This is a genomic window from Streptomyces sp. NRRL WC-3742 (assembly GCF_000720635.1).
Taxonomy (GTDB): Bacteria; Actinomycetota; Actinomycetes; order Streptomycetales; family Streptomycetaceae; genus Kitasatospora.
The window spans coordinates 23,422-40,335 of sequence record NZ_JOCF01000082.1 but is presented as its reverse complement, the minus strand read 5'-3'; the positions used below and the strand labels follow the sequence as shown (position 1 = coordinate 40,335).

At 72.9% G+C, this 16,914-nt stretch carries 16 protein-coding genes; 11 read left to right on the top strand and 5 right to left on the bottom strand.

Annotated features, from left to right (window positions below; translation table 11 throughout):
* From IH61_RS45215 to IH61_RS0134095, 4 genes are all read left to right on the top strand, one after another.
* A partial coding sequence (locus IH61_RS45215) for an acyl-CoA dehydrogenase family protein (RefSeq protein WP_267884010.1) occupies window positions 1–145 on the top strand: 145 nt, incomplete at its 5' end.
* A 45-nt stretch (window positions 146–190) separates the two neighbouring features.
* On the top strand, window positions 191–667 hold the full coding sequence (locus IH61_RS0134105; RefSeq protein ID WP_031077109.1) for a GNAT family N-acetyltransferase: 477 nt from the start codon (window positions 191–193) through the stop codon (window positions 665–667).
* Window positions 668–678: 11 nt separating this feature from the next.
* A complete protein-coding gene (locus tag IH61_RS0134100) occupies window positions 679–1,404 on the top strand; it encodes a class I SAM-dependent methyltransferase (RefSeq protein ID WP_051838529.1) in 726 nt (241 codons plus the stop codon).
* A 7-nt stretch (window positions 1,405–1,411) separates the two neighbouring features.
* The gene (locus IH61_RS0134095; RefSeq protein ID WP_031077104.1) at window positions 1,412–1,906 is read left to right on the top strand and encodes a peptidylprolyl isomerase; all 495 of its coding nucleotides are present in this window, start codon (window positions 1,412–1,414) and stop codon (window positions 1,904–1,906) included.
* An 83-nt stretch (window positions 1,907–1,989) separates the two neighbouring features.
* Here IH61_RS0134095 and IH61_RS41900 read toward each other — a convergent pair whose 3' ends face one another.
* Together IH61_RS41900 and IH61_RS0134085 are read right to left on the bottom strand one after the other, a co-directional pair.
* Window positions 1,990–2,469 (bottom strand): hypothetical protein, encoded by a 480-nt coding sequence (locus tag IH61_RS41900; protein WP_051838528.1) that lies wholly within the window; start codon window positions 2,467–2,469, stop codon window positions 1,990–1,992.
* Between the two features lie 37 nt (window positions 2,470–2,506).
* A complete protein-coding gene (locus IH61_RS0134085; RefSeq protein ID WP_031077100.1) occupies window positions 2,507–3,793 on the bottom strand; it encodes an LCP family protein in 1,287 nt (428 codons plus the stop codon).
* A 308-nt stretch (window positions 3,794–4,101) separates the two neighbouring features.
* Between IH61_RS0134085 and ssuE the strand changes: the two genes are divergently transcribed.
* The 6 genes from ssuE (at window position 4,102) to IH61_RS0134055 (ending at window position 11,906) form a co-directional block, all read left to right on the top strand.
* Window positions 4,102–4,659: an NADPH-dependent FMN reductase gene (ssuE, locus tag IH61_RS0134080; RefSeq protein ID WP_031077098.1), complete on the top strand. Its 558-nt coding sequence runs from the start codon at window positions 4,102–4,104 to the stop codon at window positions 4,657–4,659.
* Between the two features lie 205 nt (window positions 4,660–4,864).
* Window positions 4,865–5,650, top strand: coding sequence for an ABC transporter ATP-binding protein (locus IH61_RS0134075; protein WP_037973729.1), 786 nt, complete (start codon window positions 4,865–4,867; stop codon window positions 5,648–5,650).
* A gap of 19 nt (window positions 5,651–5,669) precedes the next feature.
* Window positions 5,670–8,219 carry an ABC transporter permease gene (locus IH61_RS0134070; RefSeq protein ID WP_051838527.1) on the top strand — a complete coding sequence of 850 codons (2,550 nt, stop codon included), beginning with the start codon at window positions 5,670–5,672 and terminating at the stop codon, window positions 8,217–8,219.
* A 7-nt stretch (window positions 8,220–8,226) separates the two neighbouring features.
* Window positions 8,227–10,191 (top strand): hypothetical protein, encoded by a 1,965-nt coding sequence (locus IH61_RS0134065; RefSeq protein ID WP_031077092.1) that lies wholly within the window; start codon window positions 8,227–8,229, stop codon window positions 10,189–10,191.
* Between the two features lie 50 nt (window positions 10,192–10,241).
* Window positions 10,242–11,282 (top strand): glycosyltransferase family 2 protein, encoded by a 1,041-nt coding sequence (locus IH61_RS0134060; protein ID WP_031077091.1) that lies wholly within the window; start codon window positions 10,242–10,244, stop codon window positions 11,280–11,282.
* A 30-nt stretch (window positions 11,283–11,312) separates the two neighbouring features.
* Complete coding sequence (locus IH61_RS0134055) at window positions 11,313–11,906, top strand: acyltransferase (protein ID WP_031077089.1); 594 nt, start codon at window positions 11,313–11,315, stop codon at window positions 11,904–11,906.
* Here IH61_RS0134055 and IH61_RS0134050 read toward each other — a convergent pair whose 3' ends face one another.
* The 3 genes from IH61_RS0134050 to IH61_RS0134040 all read right to left on the bottom strand — a co-directional run bounded on the left by IH61_RS0134050 (window position 11,907) and on the right by IH61_RS0134040 (window position 15,646).
* A complete protein-coding gene (locus tag IH61_RS0134050; protein WP_031077087.1) occupies window positions 11,907–13,439 on the bottom strand; it encodes an LCP family protein in 1,533 nt (510 codons plus the stop codon).
* 140 nt (window positions 13,440–13,579) lie between these two features.
* Window positions 13,580–14,818 (bottom strand): LCP family protein, encoded by a 1,239-nt coding sequence (locus IH61_RS0134045; protein ID WP_234327449.1) that lies wholly within the window; start codon window positions 14,816–14,818, stop codon window positions 13,580–13,582.
* A 36-nt stretch (window positions 14,819–14,854) separates the two neighbouring features.
* The gene (locus IH61_RS0134040; protein ID WP_031077084.1) at window positions 14,855–15,646 is read right to left on the bottom strand and encodes a TIGR03089 family protein; all 792 of its coding nucleotides are present in this window, start codon (window positions 15,644–15,646) and stop codon (window positions 14,855–14,857) included.
* Between the two features lie 115 nt (window positions 15,647–15,761).
* Here IH61_RS0134040 and IH61_RS0134035 point away from each other — a divergent pair, with 115 nt between their 5' ends.
* Window positions 15,762–16,889 (top strand): peptidoglycan recognition protein, encoded by a 1,128-nt coding sequence (locus IH61_RS0134035; protein WP_051838526.1) that lies wholly within the window; start codon window positions 15,762–15,764, stop codon window positions 16,887–16,889.
* The last annotated feature ends 25 nt before the right edge of the window (window positions 16,890–16,914 follow it).

The window sequence follows — 16,914 nt, the reverse complement described above, 5'->3', positions numbered from 1 at the left end:
CACGGACGCGGTGCAGCTGCTGGGCGGGTACGGGTACACGCGGGACTACCCGGTGGAGCGGATGATGCGCGACGCGAAGATCACGCAGATCTACGAGGGCACCAACCAGGTCCAGCGCATCGTCATGGCCCGCAACCTCCCGTAGGAATTCGCGTGACGGCGGGCAGCCCCGGTTCGTAGGCTGCCCGCCATGCCCGTGAACAGCCTCAGCCTCGCCGAGCTCACCCCCGCCAACATCGACGCCGCCCTCGACCTGCGGGTGCGCCCCGGGCAGGAGCACCTGGTCTCGCCGGTGGCGAAGTCGCTGGCCGAGGCGTACGTGTACGGCGAGACGGCCTGGCCCCGGCTGATCCTGGACGGCGATCGGCCGGTCGGCTTCGTGATGGCCTTCTTCGACATCACCTTCTACCCGGACCGGACCGGGGAGCGCCCCCGTTCGGGCCTGTGGCGCCTGCTGATCGACGGGGAGGCCCAGCGCGGCGGCTACGGCCGCTTCGCCGTCGAGCAGGTCTGCGACGAGATCCGCCGCCGGGGCGGCACCCGCGCCACCGTCACCTACCACCCGGGCCCGGACGGGCCGGCCGCGTTCTACGCCCGCTTCGGCTTCCGCGAGACCGGCGAGTTCAGCGGCGACCAGGCGGTGGCGGAGCGGGAGTTGGAGCCGTAAGGTCCCTGGCCGTGACCACCGAGCCGCAGTTTCCCGCCGAGCCGCAGTTCCTCACCGAGACCAGGGCGTTCTACGACGCCGTCGCCGCCGACTACACCGAGCTGTTCCGGGACCACATGGACTCCAGTCCGGTGGACCGCGCGGTGCTCGGCCTCTTCGCCGAGCTGGTCCGCGCCGAGCGGCCGGACGGCAGGGTGGCCGAACTCGGCTGCGGCGCGGGCCGGGTGACCGGGTACCTGCACCGCGTGCTGGGCCTGGACGTCTCCGGGGTGGACCTCTCGCCGGGGATGGTCGAGCTGGCCCGGCGGGAGCACCCGGACGTGCCGTTCAGTGTCGGATCGCTGTTCGACCTCCCGTACGGGGACGGGGAGTTGACCGGCGCGCTGGCCTGGTACTCGCTCATCCACACCCCGGCCGAGCGGTTCCCGGAGATCTTCGCCGAGTTCGCCCGGGTGCTGGCCCCGGGCGGCCACCTGGTGCTGGCCTTCCAGGTCGGCGACGAACCGTCCCGGCAGGACCGGCCCTGGGGCCACCCGGTGACGCTGGACTTCCGCCGGCTGCGGCCCGAGCGGGTGGAGGAGCTGGCCCGGGAGGCGGGTCTGCCGGTCACCCTGCGCACCGTCCGTGAGCCGGCCGAGGGCGAGAAGGCCCAGCAGGCGTACCTGCTGGCGCGCAAGCCCGGGAATCGAGGCCCGGCGGAGGGGGCGGCGCGCATCGGACTGCCGGTCGTGCCATGATCCCTGCATGGCTTCCAACGTTTTCTTCGACATCGAGATCGACGGCGTGCCGTCGGGCCGCATCGTCTTCAAGCTGTACGACGACGTGGTTCCGAAGACCGCCCGCAACTTCCGCGAGCTGGCCACCGGCCAGAACGGCTTCGGCTACGAGGGCTCCGGCTTCCACCGTGTCATCCCGGCCTTCATGCTGCAGGGCGGTGACTTCACCAACCACAACGGCACCGGTGGCAAGAGCATCTACGGCGAGAAGTTCGCGGACGAGAACTTCCAGCTCAAGCACACCAAGCCGGGCCTGCTGTCGATGGCGAACGCGGGCAAGAACACCAACGGCTCGCAGTTCTTCATCACCACCATCGTCACCGACTGGCTGGACGGCAAGCACGTCGTCTTCGGCGAGGTCGTCGAGGGCATGGACGTCGTCAAGCTGGTCGAGTCCAAGGGCTCCCAGAGCGGCCGTACCTCCGCCAAGGTCACCATCGCCAAGTCGGGCGTGGTCGAGTAGTCACCGGTCCCCCAGGGGAACGCGTACCGCCCCGGAGCGGGAGGTCGGCCGGGCCGACCTCCCGCTCCGGGGCGGCGGCACTTCTAGGCCCGCAGCTGCTGCACGGGCGGCGCGTACCCCTCCCGCGCCCCCTCCCGCATCCCCACCCGGCGGGCCGGCACCCCGGCCCAGACCTCGCCGGGCCCGGTCGAGCGGGTGAGCACCGCGTTGGCCCCCACGATCGTGCCCGCGCCGACGGTGAGCACGCCCTCCTTGCAGACCACCTTGGCCCCCGCGCACAGGACCGCGCCGTCCTCGACGACGACTCTTCGCATCGGGCTCAGCTCCTGGGGCACCCAGGGGTCGGCTCTGCCGACGGTCACGCCGTTGTACAGCGTCACGCCCGCGCCGAGCGTGGTGTAGGGGTGCAGGACGGTGCCGAAGCCCCGGTGGAAGACGGTCAGTCCCGGCCCGATCTCGCAGGCGGCCGGCACCTCCATCCCGTACAACGCGAGCGCCTCCTGGACCAGGCGGCCCAGGAGGCGGTGGCGACGGCGGTAGATGAGTGCGGTGACGAGTGACATTCACCCATTGTGAAGTCACGCGCACGTCACGTCACGGTTACTTGACGTCCGGTACGGCGGTGTCGTTCCTGAAGGCTTCGAACACCTGCTTGGACTTGGTCCCGTCCCACTGGACCGCCGACTCGCCGGTCTTGGTCCGGAAGTCCGCGTTGCCGATCGGGATGGTGAGGCTCCTGCCGCTGCCGCCGTTGACGTCCTTCATGGCGAGGAACATCGAGCCGAGGTCGGTCAGCCCGCAGTCGTCGTCGACGATCAGGGTGCCGAGCGCGGAGTCGACCAGCGGGTAGAAGGTGAACGGGTTCACCAGGTTGCCCGGGGAGGCGGCCTGGTGGGCCAGCGCGCCGAGGAACTTCTGCTGGTTGCGCATCCGGCCGAGGTCCTGGTCGGCCATCTGGTGGCGCTGGCGGACGAAGGCGAGGGCCTGCTTGCCGTTGAGGGTCTGGTCGCCGGCCTTGAGGTCCAGGCCGGAGTCGCGGTCCTGGATGTCCTTGTCGATGTGCATCTCGACGCCGCCGATGGAGTCGACGATGCCCGCGAACCCGGCGAAGCCGATCTCGGCGTAGTGGTCGATGCGGATGTTGGTGTTCTTCTCGACGGTCTGCACCAGCAGGCGTCCGCCGCCGGTGTTGTACGCCGAGTTGATCTTCGCGGTGGTGGCCTTGACGGTCTTGCCGTTGGACGCCTTGTACTCGGGGATCTGCACCCAGGAGTCGCGCGGGACGCTCATCAGCGTGTTCCCGCTGTCCCCGATGTGCAGGATCATCATCGAGTCGCTGCGCTTGCCCTCGACGTCGTGACCGGTGTGCATGTCCTCCATCTCGGCGGCCGTCAGGCCCTCGCGGCTGTCCGAGCCGACGATCAGCCAGTTGGTGCCCTTGCCCGCCGACGGGCGGCCCTGGTAGTCGGCCAGCACGTTCTCGTGGTTGAGCTTGGAGTCCGCCCAGAACCAGGTGGAGACGGAGGTCACCATGAAGGCGATCAGCACGCCGAAGACCGTCCACTTCACGATCCTGCGCCGCGGCCACCGCCCGGCCCGAGCCGGGCGCGCACCGGCGGGGCCGCCCGGGCCGCCGGGTCCACCGGGGCCGTTCGGCCCGCCGGGGCGCCCGGGGCCGCCCGGGCGCCCGTCCGGCAGACCCTCGCCCTGCTGCTGCCCGGGGATGCCGACGGGCCGGGGCGGTTCCGGCCGCTGCGGCGCGGGAGCCGCCGGTCCGCGCGGGTTCAGCGAGGACGGCAGCGGCGGCTCGGCCGCCCCGCCGCCGGTACCGTTGCCGCCGTACGGGTTCCCGCCGCCACCCCGGCGGCCCTCCTGCCACGTGTTCATGTGGTCGAGAATGCCCGACCCGGGCCGCGGTGACTCCCCCCGGGGTCCCCACCGGGCCTCTTGTAGCAGTTTTGATGCACGTACCGGATCGTTCCGCCGTAACGTCCCGACATCCCGCGTTCCGGCTGCTGAAACGATTCTTGACCGGTTCGAACACCACGTGTTTGCATCGACGGCATGGATCAGGGTCGGGCACTCACGCGTCGGCGGCACGTCGACCTGCGGCGTGGGGTCGCCTGTTCACTCTGTCGCGGCTGACGCACGCCCCCAAGACGTACGTCGTCCCGCTTCCAGCCAGAGGTGAACCCATGGCCACCGTCCTGTCCGTCTCCGGATCCCCGTCCGCCACCTCCCGAACCACCCGGCTGCTGCGCCACGTCGACGCGCAGCTCGCCGAACGCGGCCACCACGTCGTCCCGTTCGAGGCCCGCAGCCTGCCCGCGCACGCGCTGCTGTCCGGGGACTTCGGCCACCCCGAGATCGTCGCCGTCACCGAGCTGTTCGCGCAGGCGGACGGCGTGGTGATCGGCACCCCCGTCTACAAGGCCGCCTACTCGGGCCTGTTGAAGGCCCTGCTCGACGTCCTCCCGCAGTACGCCCTCGCCGGCAAGACCGTCCTGCCGCTGGCCACCGGCGGCTCGCCCGCGCACGTCCTCGCCGTCGACTACGCGCTGCGCCCGGTGCTCAGCTCGATGGGCGCCGGCCACATCACCCAGGGCTGGTTCGTGCTCGACCGCCACGTGACGGCCGGGGAGGACGGCACCACCCTGGTCGAGCGCGAGACCGACGCCCTGCTGACCCCCGTCGTCACGGGCTTCGCCGACGCCCTCGAGAGGCTCTCCGTACCCGCACTGACCTGCGGCTGAGCCCCCGTACGGGCCTTCCCCGAGACGGTCGCGGCCGACCCCTAGGGGTAGGGGTCACGCACCCCGTAGAACCTTGGTTGAACCGCTTCATTCCGGGGGAGGACGAGCGCCGTCGCCCGCACTCCTAACGTGGGACACGTCCCCGCCGGTTCCTCGCAGGAGCCGGCGGGAGTGACCGGTGGGCCCACCTTCCAAGGAGACTCCAGTGACGACGGCAGCAGCCGTGTACGACCCCCAGCTCCCCGGCGGGGAATCCGCAGTCGCCGCGGCGGCCCGCCAGGTCACCAAGGCGTACGGCTCCGGCGAGACCAAGGTCACCGCGCTCGACGCGGTCGACGTCGACATCCAGCGAGGCCGCTTCACCGCGATCATGGGCCCCTCGGGCTCCGGCAAGTCGACCCTGATGCACTGCCTGGCGGGCCTGGACACCGTCACCGGCGGGCGCATCTGGATCGGCGACACCGAGATCACCGGCCTCAAGGACAAGCAGCTCACCAAGCTGCGCCGCGACAAGATCGGCTTCATCTTCCAGGCGTTCAACCTGCTCCCGACCCTGAACGCGCTGGAGAACATCACGCTCCCGATGGACATCGCCGGCCGCAAGCCCGACCGCGCCTGGCTGGACCAGGTGGTCGAGACCGTCGGCCTGGCCGACCGCCTCAAGCACCGCCCGACCCAGCTCTCCGGCGGCCAGCAGCAGCGCGTGGCCGTCGCGAGAGCCCTGGCGGCCCGCCCCGAGATCATCTTCGGCGACGAGCCCACCGGAAACCTCGACTCCCGCTCCGGCGCCGAGGTGCTGACCTTCCTGCGCCGCTCGGTCGACGAACTGGGCCAGACCATCGTCATGGTCACCCACGACCCGGTCGCCGCCGGCTACGCGGACCGCGTCCTCTTCCTCGCGGACGGCGTGATCGTCGACGAGATGCACGCCCCCACCGCCGACTCCGTCCTGGAGCGCATGCGCCGCTTCGACGGCAAGCGCACCAGCTGAGCGGGCGGGACTAGAGACGATGCTGCTCAAGACCTCACTGCGGAGCTTCTTCGCCCACAAGGGCCGAATGGTCCTCTCCCTCATCGCCGTGGTGCTGTCGGTCGCCTTCGTGTCCGGCACGCTGGTGTTCTCCAACACCGCGACCAGCACCTTCGACAAGCTCTTCGCCGCCACCGCCTCCGACGTCTCCGTCCAGCCGCCCAAGCCGGCCGACGACAGCGAGGAGGGCCAGCAGACGACCGTCAAGCCGCCGACCGTCCCGACCGAGATCGCCCAGAAGCTGGCCGGGCTGCCCGGGGTGAAGAGCGCTCTCGGCCAGGTCTCCGTCGAGAACGCCGTCCTGGTCAACCCGTCCACCAACAAGCTGGTCGGCCCGACCACCGGCGCGCCGACCCTGGTCGGCAACTGGACGGACACCCCGCGCAACCCGACGAACCTCACCTCCGGCCACCTGCCCAAGGGCTCCGACGACCTGGTGCTGGACGCCGACACCGCCAAGAAGGCCAAGCTGGCCCTCGGCGACAAGGTGCGGGTCGACAACCCGAGCGGCAAGCACGAGTTCACCATCGTCGGCATCGTCACCTTCACCACCACCAACCCCGGTGCGGCGCTGGCCTTCACCGACACCCCGACCGCCCAGAAGGTGCTGCTCGGCGAGCAGGCGTTCACCTCCGTCGAGGTGTTCGGCGACGGCAGCCGCACCAACGACCAGATCAAGGCCGACGCGCTGGCCAAGATCGGCGGCGGGTACCAGGCCAAGACCGCCGCCGAGCAGAAGGACGAGAACTCCAAGGCCGTCGGCCAGGGCCTCGACTTCATGACCTACGCGATGCTCGGCTTCGCGTTCGTCTCCGCCATCGTCGGCATCTTCCTGATCGTCAACACCTTCTCGATGCTGGTCGCCCAGCGCACCCGGGAGATCGGCCTGCTGCGCGCCGTCGGCGGCAGCCGCAGCCAGGTCAACCGCTCGGTGCTGGTCGAGGCGCTCATCCTGGGCGTGCTCGGCTCCACCATCGGGATCGGGTTCGGTCTTCTCGTCGCGGTCGGCCTGGTCTGGCTGATGAAGCTCATCGGGATGAACCTCGACGCCGCCGACCTGCAGATCGGTCCCGAGGTCTTCATCGCCGGGTACGCCCTCGGCATCATCGTCACCATGGTCGCCGCCTGGTTCCCGGCCCGCCGGGCCAGCAGGATCGCGCCGATCGAGGCGCTGCGCGACCACGGCACCCCGGGCGACGCCCGCACCAACCTGATCCGGACGATCATCGGCCTGGTGCTGACGGCGGGCGGCGGCGCGGTGCTGGTGCTCGGCGGGCAGGCGGAGAAGGCCGCCGACGGCGGCCAGCTGCTGGGCCTGGGCGTGGTGCTCACCCTGATCGGCTTCGTGGTGCTCGGCCCGCTGCTGGCCTCGGCCGTGATCAAGGTGCTCGGCGCGGTGCTGCCGGCCCTGTTCGGCCCGTCCGGCAAGCTCGCCCAGCGCAACGCGATGCGCAACCCGCGCCGCACCGGCGCCACCGCCGCCGCGCTGATGATCGGCCTGGCCCTGGTGATCGCCGCCTCGGTCTTCAGCTCCTCGGCCGTCACCTCGACCAGCGCGCAGATCGACAAGACCGTGGGCGTGGACTACATCCTCTCCGGCGGCCGCGGTGCGGTCTCCCAGGAGGTCATCGACACGGTGAAGAAGACGCCGGGCATCGACCACGTCAGCCTCCAGCGGTCCTTCCTCTCCTCCAAGCTCCAACTGCCGGACGGCCGGATGGTCAAGAACGAGCTGACCGCCGTGCCCCCGACCTTCTTCGACACCGACTTCCACCCGGGCGTCGTCGCCGGCTCGGCGGACGCGGTGGGGCGCGGCACGATCGGCCTCGGCGAGACCTTCGCCAAGGACCACAACCTGAAGGTCGGCGACCAGGTCACCGTCGACTACGGCAAGGGCCACACCCAGAACCTCGCGGTGGGCGCCGTCTTCGCCAAGGGCGGGCTGTACGGCTCCGGTGCCTTCGTCGACCTGGACACCCTGTCCAAGGCCGTCCCGGACGCCGACCAGCCGCCGGTGTTCACCTTCTTCGCCAAGGCCAAGGCCGGCGCCGACGTCACCAAGACGCTGACCGCGCTGGAGGACGGCCTCAAGGAGTACCCGCAGCTGACCATCAAGGACCAGGCCGGCTACAAGGAGCTGGTGCAGGGCCAGATCAACACCCTGCTCTACCTGATCTACGGGCTGGTCGCGCTGTCGATCACCGTCGCGGTGCTCGGCGTGGTCAACACCCTGGCGCTGTCGGTGGTCGAGCGCACCCGGGAGATCGGCCTGCTGCGGGCGATCGGGCTCTCCCGCCGCCAGCTGCGCCGGATGATCCGGCTGGAGTCCGTGGTGATCGCGCTCTTCGGCGCGGTCCTCGGCGCCGGGCTGGGCCTGGCCTGGGGCATCACCGCCCAGCGGGTGCTGCGGGACCAGGGACTGGGGACGGGGGAACGGGGGGAACGGGGGCCGTGGGGCCGGGTGCACTCCAGGAACGTAAGGAGCGCACCCGGCCCCACGGTGTTTCCGTCCGCCGCCCTGCTGAGATGATCGTCCGATGTACACCCCGGACGCCCCGTCGCTGCCCAGCGCCGCGCCCCTGACCGCCGTCGCGGCCGCTCGCTGGCGAGCCGCCCGCACGGCCTGGCGACTGGACTCCCGGTGGCTCGCGCTGGTGCCGCTCGCCGTCACCGTCCTCGCCACCGCCACGGAACCGGACGACTCCGGGGTCTGCAACGTCCAGGGCATCTGCCACACGGCCGGGGGCGAGAGCCTGGCCGTCTGGACGCTGCTCGCCGAGATCCTCCTGCTGCTCCTCAAGCCCCGCATCCGCCCGCTGATCCCGCCGGTCGCGCTGGCCGTCCTCTGGTACGCCCCCCAGGGGCTGGTGGAACCGCTCACCCGCTGGTCGACGGTGCTGGCCCACGTGCTGCTCACCGCCGTCCTGGTCGGCGCCGAACTCGGCCGCCGCCGCGCCCGCCAGCAGCTCGACGAGCTCATGAACCCGCCAGCGCCCTTCCCCTGGACGGCCGTCGGCGCGCCCCCGCCCATGCCCCCGGACGGCCCGCCGGTCGGGCGGCGCCTACTCGGGGTCCTGCTGCTGGCGGCCGCCCTGGCCGTGCCGCTGTTCGGGCTGTGGGAGCAGCACCGGTGGGAGGAGGCCGAGCAGCGGTCCGTACGGGTCACCGGCGTGGCGGCGGAGACCGACCAGGACGGCCTGCTCTCCGTCCGCTACCAGCCGCCCGGCGGCGGCGACCGGCGCACCGCCAGGCTCGACCTCTGGTGGGCCGCCGTCCCCCAGCCCGGCCAGTACGTCCCGCTGCTGGTCGACGGCGACAGCGTCCGCGCCGAGGGCGAGACGTACGACCTCGACGGCGACCTGGGCCTCGGCGCGATGATCGCCCTGCCCGCCCTGCTGCTGCTCGGCTCGGCCTTCGTCCACGACGCCCGCCGCACCCGGCCCTCCTTCGAGGGCGCCGCCCCCGCCCTGGCCGTCCGGCTGCGCGCCGACGGCCGCGGGGGCCTGCTGGTGCTGCCGGTGGACGGCCCGCCGGGGGCGCGCCCGCTGTGGCGGCTGCTGGAACGCGACCGCTACTACTGGGCCCACGAAGGCGTGCCCGACGACCCCGAGCCGGCCTGGATCGTCGAACACCCCGACCTCGAGGGCGACGACGTCGACTACCCCGACCACTCCGATCACTCCGAGGGGGAGGAGGAGGCCGCCGCCGACCGCGCCCGGCCCGACCGCATCGTCCCTGCCGTGCTCTACCGGGGCCCCGACGGCCTCGACCCCCAACTCCTGTTCCGCCCCGCCCTGTTGCCGGGGGACCCGAGCTGGCTGGCCGCGGTGGCCGCCCCCGCCGCCCGCGCCCCGCGCCTGCGCCGGGCGCTGCGCACCCGCCGTGAGCGCGACCGCGAGCGCGAGGACACCGTCGCCGCGATCAGCGCCCGCACGGTCGCCGACGCCCCCGCCCCCGGCGCGCAGCCGCTGCCCGCCCTTCGCTGGGAACTGCCCCTGCCCGTACGGGCGCTGGCCGGACCGCTCGCCGCCGTGGCCCTCGCCGCCCTCGCCGTGCTGCTCGGCGGCGACGGCCTCTGGAAGGGGATGCTGCGCCCCCTCTGGCTCGGCACCGTGGCCGTCGGCGCCTTCGCCCAAGCCTGCTCCTGGCAGCTGGTCGCCGACCGCGAGGGCCTGCGGGTGGCCACCGCCCTGCGGGTGCGGAGCTACGAGTGGCGCCAGATCGGCGGGGCCGCCGTCCACAAGGGCGCGCTGACCGTCCAGCTGCGCTCGGGCGAGGACCTCACCGCCAACATCCGGCTGATGGCCGCCCTGGCCGGTCACCTCGGCGAGCGCTACGACGCCGTACGGCTGGCGCGGACCGTCGCCGTCGCGGCCAACCGGCCCGACCTGCGCCCGGTCGAAACCCTGCCGGAGGGTCTCGGCCGCCCGCAGAACCTGCTCAACCGCCTGGCCCTGACCGGCTACGCGGTGTTCACCGTCGCCCACTACCTGGCCGGGTGAGACCGGCCGGATGAGACGGAGTGCCTCGCGCACCGGTACGGTTGGGCGCGATGAACACCAAGGCTGCTGAGGAGCTGCCGGCGGTCTCCGTGATCATGCCGGTGCTCAACGAGGAACGACACCTGCGCACCGCCGTCCGGCGCATCCTGGAGCAGGAGTACCCGGGCGAGCTGGAGGTGGTGATCGCCCTCGGTCCGTCCAGCGACCGCACCGACGAGATCGCCGCCGAGCTGGTCGCCGAGGACCGGCGGGTCAAGACCGTGCCCAATCCCACCGGCCGCACCCCCGCCGCCCTCAACGCGGCGATCAAGGGCTCCAGCCATCCGATAGTGGTGCGCGTGGACGGCCACGGCCTGCTCACCCCCGGCTACATCGACACCGCCGTGCGGCTGCTCACCGAGATGGAGGCCGCCAACGTCGGCGGCATCATGCACGCCGAGGGCGAGACCGACTGGGAGGACGCCGTCGCCGCCGCGATGACCTCCAAGATCGGCGTCGGCAACGCGGCCTTCCACACCGGCGGCACGGCCGGCCCGGCGGACACCGTCTACCTGGGCGTCTTCCGCCGCGAGGTGCTGGAGCGGCTCGGCGGCTACAACGAGGAGTTCATCCGCGCCCAGGACTGGGAGCTGAACTACCGCATCCGCCAGGACGGCGGCCTCATCTGGTTCACCCCGCAGCTCAAGGTGACCTACCGGCCCCGGCCCTCGGTGCGGGCGCTCGCCAAGCAGTACAAGGACTACGGCCGTTGGCGCCGGGTCGTCACCCGCTACCACCGCGGCTCGGTCAACCTGCGCTACCTCGCCCCGCCGGCCGCCTTCCTGGGCGTCACCCTGGGCCTGGTGCTCGGCGCCGCCGTCCACCCCGTCTTCCTCGCCGCCCCCGGCGCCTACCTGCTGGGCATCCTCGGCGGCTCGGTGGTCGAGGGCCGGGGCCTGTCCGCCAAGGCGAAGGCGCTGCTCCCGGTGGCGCTGGCCACCATGCACCTGAGCTGGGGCTTCGGCTTCCTCACCTCGCCGCGCTCGCTCGCCCGCAAGGTGATCGCCAGCACCGCCCCCGCCTCCAAGGACGCGCTCTCCCAGGCGCGTTGATCCGAAAGACACGGTCTAGGGTCGGTTCGCATGAGTGAACCCCGGGTCGAGCCGAGCGCCGACGTGGACGAGCGGGCCGTGATCGGCGCCGGGACGACGGTCTGGCACCTCGCGCAGGTCCGGGAGGGGGCCGTGGTCGGCGCCGAGTGCGTGATCGGCCGCGGCGCGTACCTCGGCCCGGGCGTGCGGATCGGCGACCGGGTCAAGGTGCAGAACCACGCCCTGGTGTACGAGCCGGCCGTGGTCGAGGACGGGGTGTTCATCGGCCCGGCCGCCGTCCTCACCAACGACCGCAACCCCCGGGCGATCACCCCGGACGGGCGGCTCAAGACCGAACTCGACTGGCGGGCCGACGGGGTGACGCTCCGTCAGGGCTGCTCGATCGGCGCCCGGGCGGTGCTGGTCGCCGGGGTGACGGTCGGCCGCTGGGCCCTGGTCGCGGCGGGCGCGGTGGTCTCCCGGGACGTCCCCGACTTCACCCTGGTCGCCGGGGTCCCGGCCCGCCGGATCGGCTGGGTCGGCCGCGCCGGGGAGCGCCTGGAGCCCGTGGGCGGGGGCCGCTGGGCCTGCCCCCGTACGGGCGAGCGCTACCAGGAGGCGGACGGAACCCTCGCCCCCGCGTAACTACTTGGCGCAGACGTCCACATCGTCCGCCTGCACCCGCTGGAGGTCCTTCGGCGCGGCCGTCGGCGGCTGCTGCGGGCCCGGGCCCGCGTCGAGCACGTCCTTGCCGAGGACCAGCACCAGGGCGCCCTTGGGGTCGGCCTTCGGGTCCGGCTTGGCCGCGCCGGCCGGCAGTCCGAGGGCGGCGGCGAGCGCGGCGGCCTCGGCCTCCTGGCCGGCCGGGTAGGAGACGGTGGTGGTCGCGGCCACCGGGGCGTCACTGGCCACCGAAGCCTTGGTGAAGCCCTTGCCGCGGAGCTTCTCCACGGTCGGGCCGGACTGCCCGCGCGTCCCGCTGCCGTTGCGGACCGTCACCCGGACGTCCTTGGTGTCCACCGCCGGGGCGGTCGCAGCCGGGGCGGTCGCGGCCGGGGCGGTGGCGGCCGGGGCGTCGGTGGCGGGTGCGGGCGGCGCGGCCGTCTCCGTCAGGGAGCGGTCGCCCGCGATCATCGCGAACAGCTGCCCGGCGTCCGGCTGCTTGAGTATCAGCCGGTCCTTGTCCGCTGGGTCGTCGAGGACGGGCACGGTGGCGAAGGTGATGTTCTTGGTGTCCACCTTGCTGATGTCCAGCGCCAGGTCCTTGAGCTTGTCCACGCTGCCGATCCCGGAGTCCACGGTGAGCGCCTTGGTGGCGGCGTCGGCGAGCTTGTAGAGCTTGGTGGGGCTGGTCAGGGTGTCGTCGCTCTTGATCTTGCGGATCATCGAGCTGATGAACTGCTGCTGCAGCGGGATGCGGGTGAGGTCCCCGCCGAAGCCCACCGCGTGCCGGGTGCGGACGAAGGCCAGGGCCTCGTCGCCCTGGACCACGTGCCGGCCCTTGGTCATCCTCAGGTGCGAGTCCGAGTCGTTGATGTCCTTGGCCGCGCACACCTCGACCCCGCCGACGGCCGTGGACAGCGACTTCACGGCCTCGAAGTTGACCTCCACGAAGTGGTCGATCCGGATGCCGGTGACCTTCTCGACGGTCTTCCAGGTGCAGCCCGGGTCGCGGCCCGACTGCCCGAGGCTGGTGTTGAACATGTCCCGCGCCGAGCCGGGGATCTTCTTCTTCCCGTCCGCCGACTGGCACTCGGGGATCGGCACCATCAGGTCGCGGGGGATGCTGATGACCGTCGCGTTGGAGCGGTCCTTGGCGAGGTGGAACAGCAGCGTGGTGTCGGCATGGCCCTCGCTGCCCTCGTCGCCGTAGGCGCGGCCGAGGCCCTTTCGGCTGTCGGTGCCCAGCACCAGGATGTTCAGCGCGTCCCCGGCGGCCTTGGGACGCTCCTCCTCGGTGCCCACGTCGACCTTGACCGAGGTCAGGTTGTTGTTGAAGTGCTCGTACAGGTACAGCGCCCCGCCGCAGCCGGCGACCAGCACCAGCGCGCCCGCCCCGGCCGTCCACTTCAGGGCCCGCCGGCGCCGTGCCCTCCGGGCCGCCGCGGCCGCCCGGCGACGGCTGTCGCGACGGCTCTCCCCGCTGCCCTGGCCGGTCTCCGGTATGTCCTGCTGCAACGGGGTTCCCTACGTCCGTCCGGTCACGGGGCCGGGCGCACGGGGGCGGCAGGCCGATTCGGACACAGTAGACGAGCCGCGGGGGGTAATCGTTCCGGGTATGACGTCGGTCACGTGTGAGCAAGGGGCGGGTAAAGCCGTCAGTGCGGGGCGCAGGCGTCCACGTCGGCCGTCCGTCCCTCGAAGGTGGGCGAGGCGCTCGCGGTGGGTGACGCCGCCTCCCCCGACCCCGCCTCGGCGGTCGGCCCGGTGTCAGGCCCGGCGCCGGGGCCGGGGCTCGGGCTGGGGCTCGCCGTCGGCGAGCCGGGCGGCCGGACGGTGATCGGTCGGTCGTCCCTCAGCGCGGCGAACAGCTGCGCGGTCTGGGGCTGCACGAACTCGTCCCGGTCCGAGTCGTAGCGGTACGGGCGGCGCGGCGCCGTCAGGAACACCACGTCCGCCGAGGGCACCCCGCGCAGGTCCTGCGTCAGGTCGTACAGCGCGCCGAGCGAGGACAGCCCGCCGTCCGCCCGTACCGAGGAGGTGGCCGCGTCCAGCACCGGCCACAGCTTCGCCGGGTTCAGCAGCACCCCCTGCGACTGCACCTTGCGCAGCAGCGAGGCCAGGAACTGCTGCTGGCGCCCCATCCGCTGGGTGTCGCTGCCGTCGCCCAGGCTCTCCCGCACCCGGACGTAGCCGAGGGCCTGCTCGCCGTGCAGGGTCTGGCGCCCGGCGGGCAGGTCCAGCTTGGCGTCCTTGTCGTGGATCGGCTGCGGCACGCACACCTCGACCCCGCCGACCGCGTCCACCATCGTCCTGAAGCCGGAGAAGTCGAGGATCAGGTAGTGGTCGATCCGGATGCCGGTCAGCTGCTCGACGGTGCGGATCGAGCAGGCCGCGCCGCCGCGTTCGAAGGCCCAGTTGAACTGCATCGTCCCGGGACTGCTGCGGGTGCCGTCCGGCTGGTCGCAGGCGGGCACGGGCACCATGACGTCGCGGGGGATCGAGACGGCCGTCGCGTGCCGCCGGTCGGCGGCCAGGTGCAGCAGGATCGTCGTGTCCGAGCGCTGGGTGCCCGACTCGCCGCCGTACGCGCCGTTGGAGCCGGAGCGGTCGTCGCTGCCGATCAGCAGGAGGTTCTCGGCGCCCTTCGCCCCCGCCGTCCGGGTCGGGCGCTCGGCCTCCAGCCTGGCCAGCAGCCGGTCGGTGGTCGAGTCGGTGCGGATGTTGCCGTCCAGCTTGCGGTACGCGACCCACAGCAGCACCCCGGTCGCGACCAGCAGGAACGCGACGGCGCCGGCGGTGATCATCAGCCACCGCCGGCGCCGTCGGGGACGTTCCGGGCCGCCCGGGGGAGCGGTCGTCGGGGGATCGGTCATCGGGGTCTCGTCCTCGGCCACGGCAGCGATCCCTACCCGCCGGGGCCGGGCGGGGGGTTACCCGAGGCGCAGAGTCACCCGTTCGGACTCCGTGCGCTTCTCCCACTGCTCGTCGCTCAGGTCCTGCGAGTTGCGGCACAGCACCACGGAGGCGCCGACCGACAGCGGCGCCAGCAGGCCGGCCTCCAGGCCCGCCCAGTCGTCGTAGGAGGAGGTGGAGAGCACCCGGTCGCCGGGCTCGATGCCCAGCCGGGCGGCGCCCTCCCGCGCCAGGGCCACGGTCTGCTCACCGGTCAGCTTGAGCGGCAGCCCGTCCACGCCCGTCTCCAGCGCCGGGGCGTCCGGGGTGACGGGGGAGTACGGCGCGAAGCGGTCGCCCTGGCCGGGCACCTCGGCGGCGTAGTCCAGGAAGCCGTCCGGGCGCTGCGGGAACCGGCCGCCCAGCGGGCGCAGTGCGAGGGCGACACGCTCGCCCTCGCACGCCTGGGCCGCCTCCAGGCCCTCCGGGCCGCTCACGACCAGGTCGGCGTCGGCAGGGTCCCCGCCCGGTACCGCCGTCACCCCGACCGACCAGCAGGCCAGCAGCCAGACGGCGCTCTGCCAGTGGGCGGGAAGCAGCAGCGCGGCGCGGTCGCCCGGGCCGGCGTTCAGTTCGTCCTGCAGCAGGTTGGCCGTCTTGGCCACCCAGTTGTCGAACGTCCGGGCGGAGAGCTCCACCCGTTCGCCGGTGGCGTCGTCGTAGAAGGTGACCAGCGGGGCCGCGGGATCGACCGACGGGGAGCCGCCTCGCAGGTATGCGTGCAGCAGCTCGACGGGGGTCCGGGCATCGGCAGCGAAAGGCACAGTCATGGTGCGCCCCAGCCTACGGCCTTCGGGTGGCGTGCCGGGAGGGGTGCCGGTGTGCTCGTGCGGCGCGTGGCGAGGCGCGTGGCGGGCCGTCCGGTTTGCGGCGAACATCCGCTGTATGCGCTTCTCCTTCCCGGCCGCACTGCTCGCCGGCTGCACCTGTGCCCTGCTCCTCCAACCCGCCCCGGCCCTGGCCTCGGACGGCTCCACCCGCCGCGACTTCCCCGGCGGCGGCACCACCACCTCGCTGCCGCTGACCGCCGGTCACCCGCTCGCCCCGCGCGGCACCCGGCCGTTCGAACTCCTCGGCGTCCGCTGGGACGGCCCGGCGGACGCGCTCTCCGGCGGCGCCGTACGGGTCCGCACCCGGGACGCGGACACCGGCGGCTGGAGCGACTGGCACGCCCTGGAGACCGGCCCCGAGGACGGCCCCGACCGCGCCCCGAACGGCTCCACCGCCCCGCTGTGGACGGGCCGCAGCGACGGCGTCGCCGTGGAGGTCCGCCCCGGACCGGCCGGCCCGCCGCCCGGGCTGCGGCTGGAACTCGTCGACCCCGGCGCGGGCGCCCCCGGCGGCGCCGCCACCCGCACCCTGCCCGCCGATCCCGCCCCCACGGCCACCGCGGCCCCGCGGCCGGCGATCGTGACCCGGGCCGGGTGGGGCGCCGACGAGTCGCTGCGCGACAAGGACTTCGAGTACACCGGGCCGGTGCGGGAGGTGTTCGTCCACCACACCGCCACCGCGACCGACTACGCCTGCGCCGACGCCCCGACGGTCATCCGGGCGATCTACCAGTACCACGTCCGGACCAGCGGCTGGCGGGACATCGGCTACAACTTCCTCGTCGACCGCTGCGGCACGGTCTACGAGGGCCGGGCCGGCGGCGTCGACCAGCCCGTGCACGGCGCCCACACCCTCGGCTTCAACACCGACTCCTCCGGCGTCGCCGCCATCGGCACCTACGTCAACGACACCCCGCCGCAGCCCCTGCTCGACGGCCTCGCCGCCATCGCCGCCTGGAAGCTGTCCCTCACCGCCCAACCGGCGGACGGCCGCACCAAGCTGACCTCCGCCTCCGACGCCAGCCGCTACCCCAAGGGCACGGTCGTCGACTTCGACGCCGTCTCCGGCCACCGCGACGCCTTCAACACCGAGTGCCCCGGCACCTCCCTCTACGCCACGCTCCCCGCCCTGCGCACCGCCGCCGCCCGCCTCCAGCAGCCGCCCGTCCCGCCGACCCCCTGACGGTGGCGCCGCGTATCCTTCCCCC

Excerpts from the sequence above, each read along its gene's own strand:
- IH61_RS0134105 (WP_031077109.1), top strand. The coding sequence starts at position 191 with ATGCCCGTGAACAGCCTCAGCCTCGCCGAGCTCACCCCCGCCAACATC.
- IH61_RS0134095 (WP_031077104.1), top strand. The coding sequence starts at position 1,412 with ATGGCTTCCAACGTTTTCTTCGACATCGAGATCGACGGCGTGCCGTCG.
- IH61_RS41900 (WP_051838528.1), bottom strand. The coding sequence starts at position 2,469 with ATGTCACTCGTCACCGCACTCATCTACCGCCGTCGCCACCGCCTCCTG.
- IH61_RS0134085 (WP_031077100.1), bottom strand. The coding sequence starts at position 3,793 with ATGAACACGTGGCAGGAGGGCCGCCGGGGTGGCGGCGGGAACCCGTAC.
- ssuE (WP_031077098.1), top strand. The coding sequence starts at position 4,102 with ATGGCCACCGTCCTGTCCGTCTCCGGATCCCCGTCCGCCACCTCCCGA.
- IH61_RS0134070 (WP_051838527.1), top strand. The coding sequence starts at position 5,670 with ATGCTGCTCAAGACCTCACTGCGGAGCTTCTTCGCCCACAAGGGCCGA.
- IH61_RS0134065 (WP_031077092.1), top strand. The coding sequence starts at position 8,227 with ATGTACACCCCGGACGCCCCGTCGCTGCCCAGCGCCGCGCCCCTGACC.
- IH61_RS0134060 (WP_031077091.1), top strand. The coding sequence starts at position 10,242 with ATGAACACCAAGGCTGCTGAGGAGCTGCCGGCGGTCTCCGTGATCATG.
- IH61_RS0134055 (WP_031077089.1), top strand. The coding sequence starts at position 11,313 with ATGAGTGAACCCCGGGTCGAGCCGAGCGCCGACGTGGACGAGCGGGCC.
- IH61_RS0134040 (WP_031077084.1), bottom strand. The coding sequence starts at position 15,646 with ATGACTGTGCCTTTCGCTGCCGATGCCCGGACCCCCGTCGAGCTGCTG.
- IH61_RS0134035 (WP_051838526.1), top strand. The coding sequence starts at position 15,762 with ATGCGCTTCTCCTTCCCGGCCGCACTGCTCGCCGGCTGCACCTGTGCC.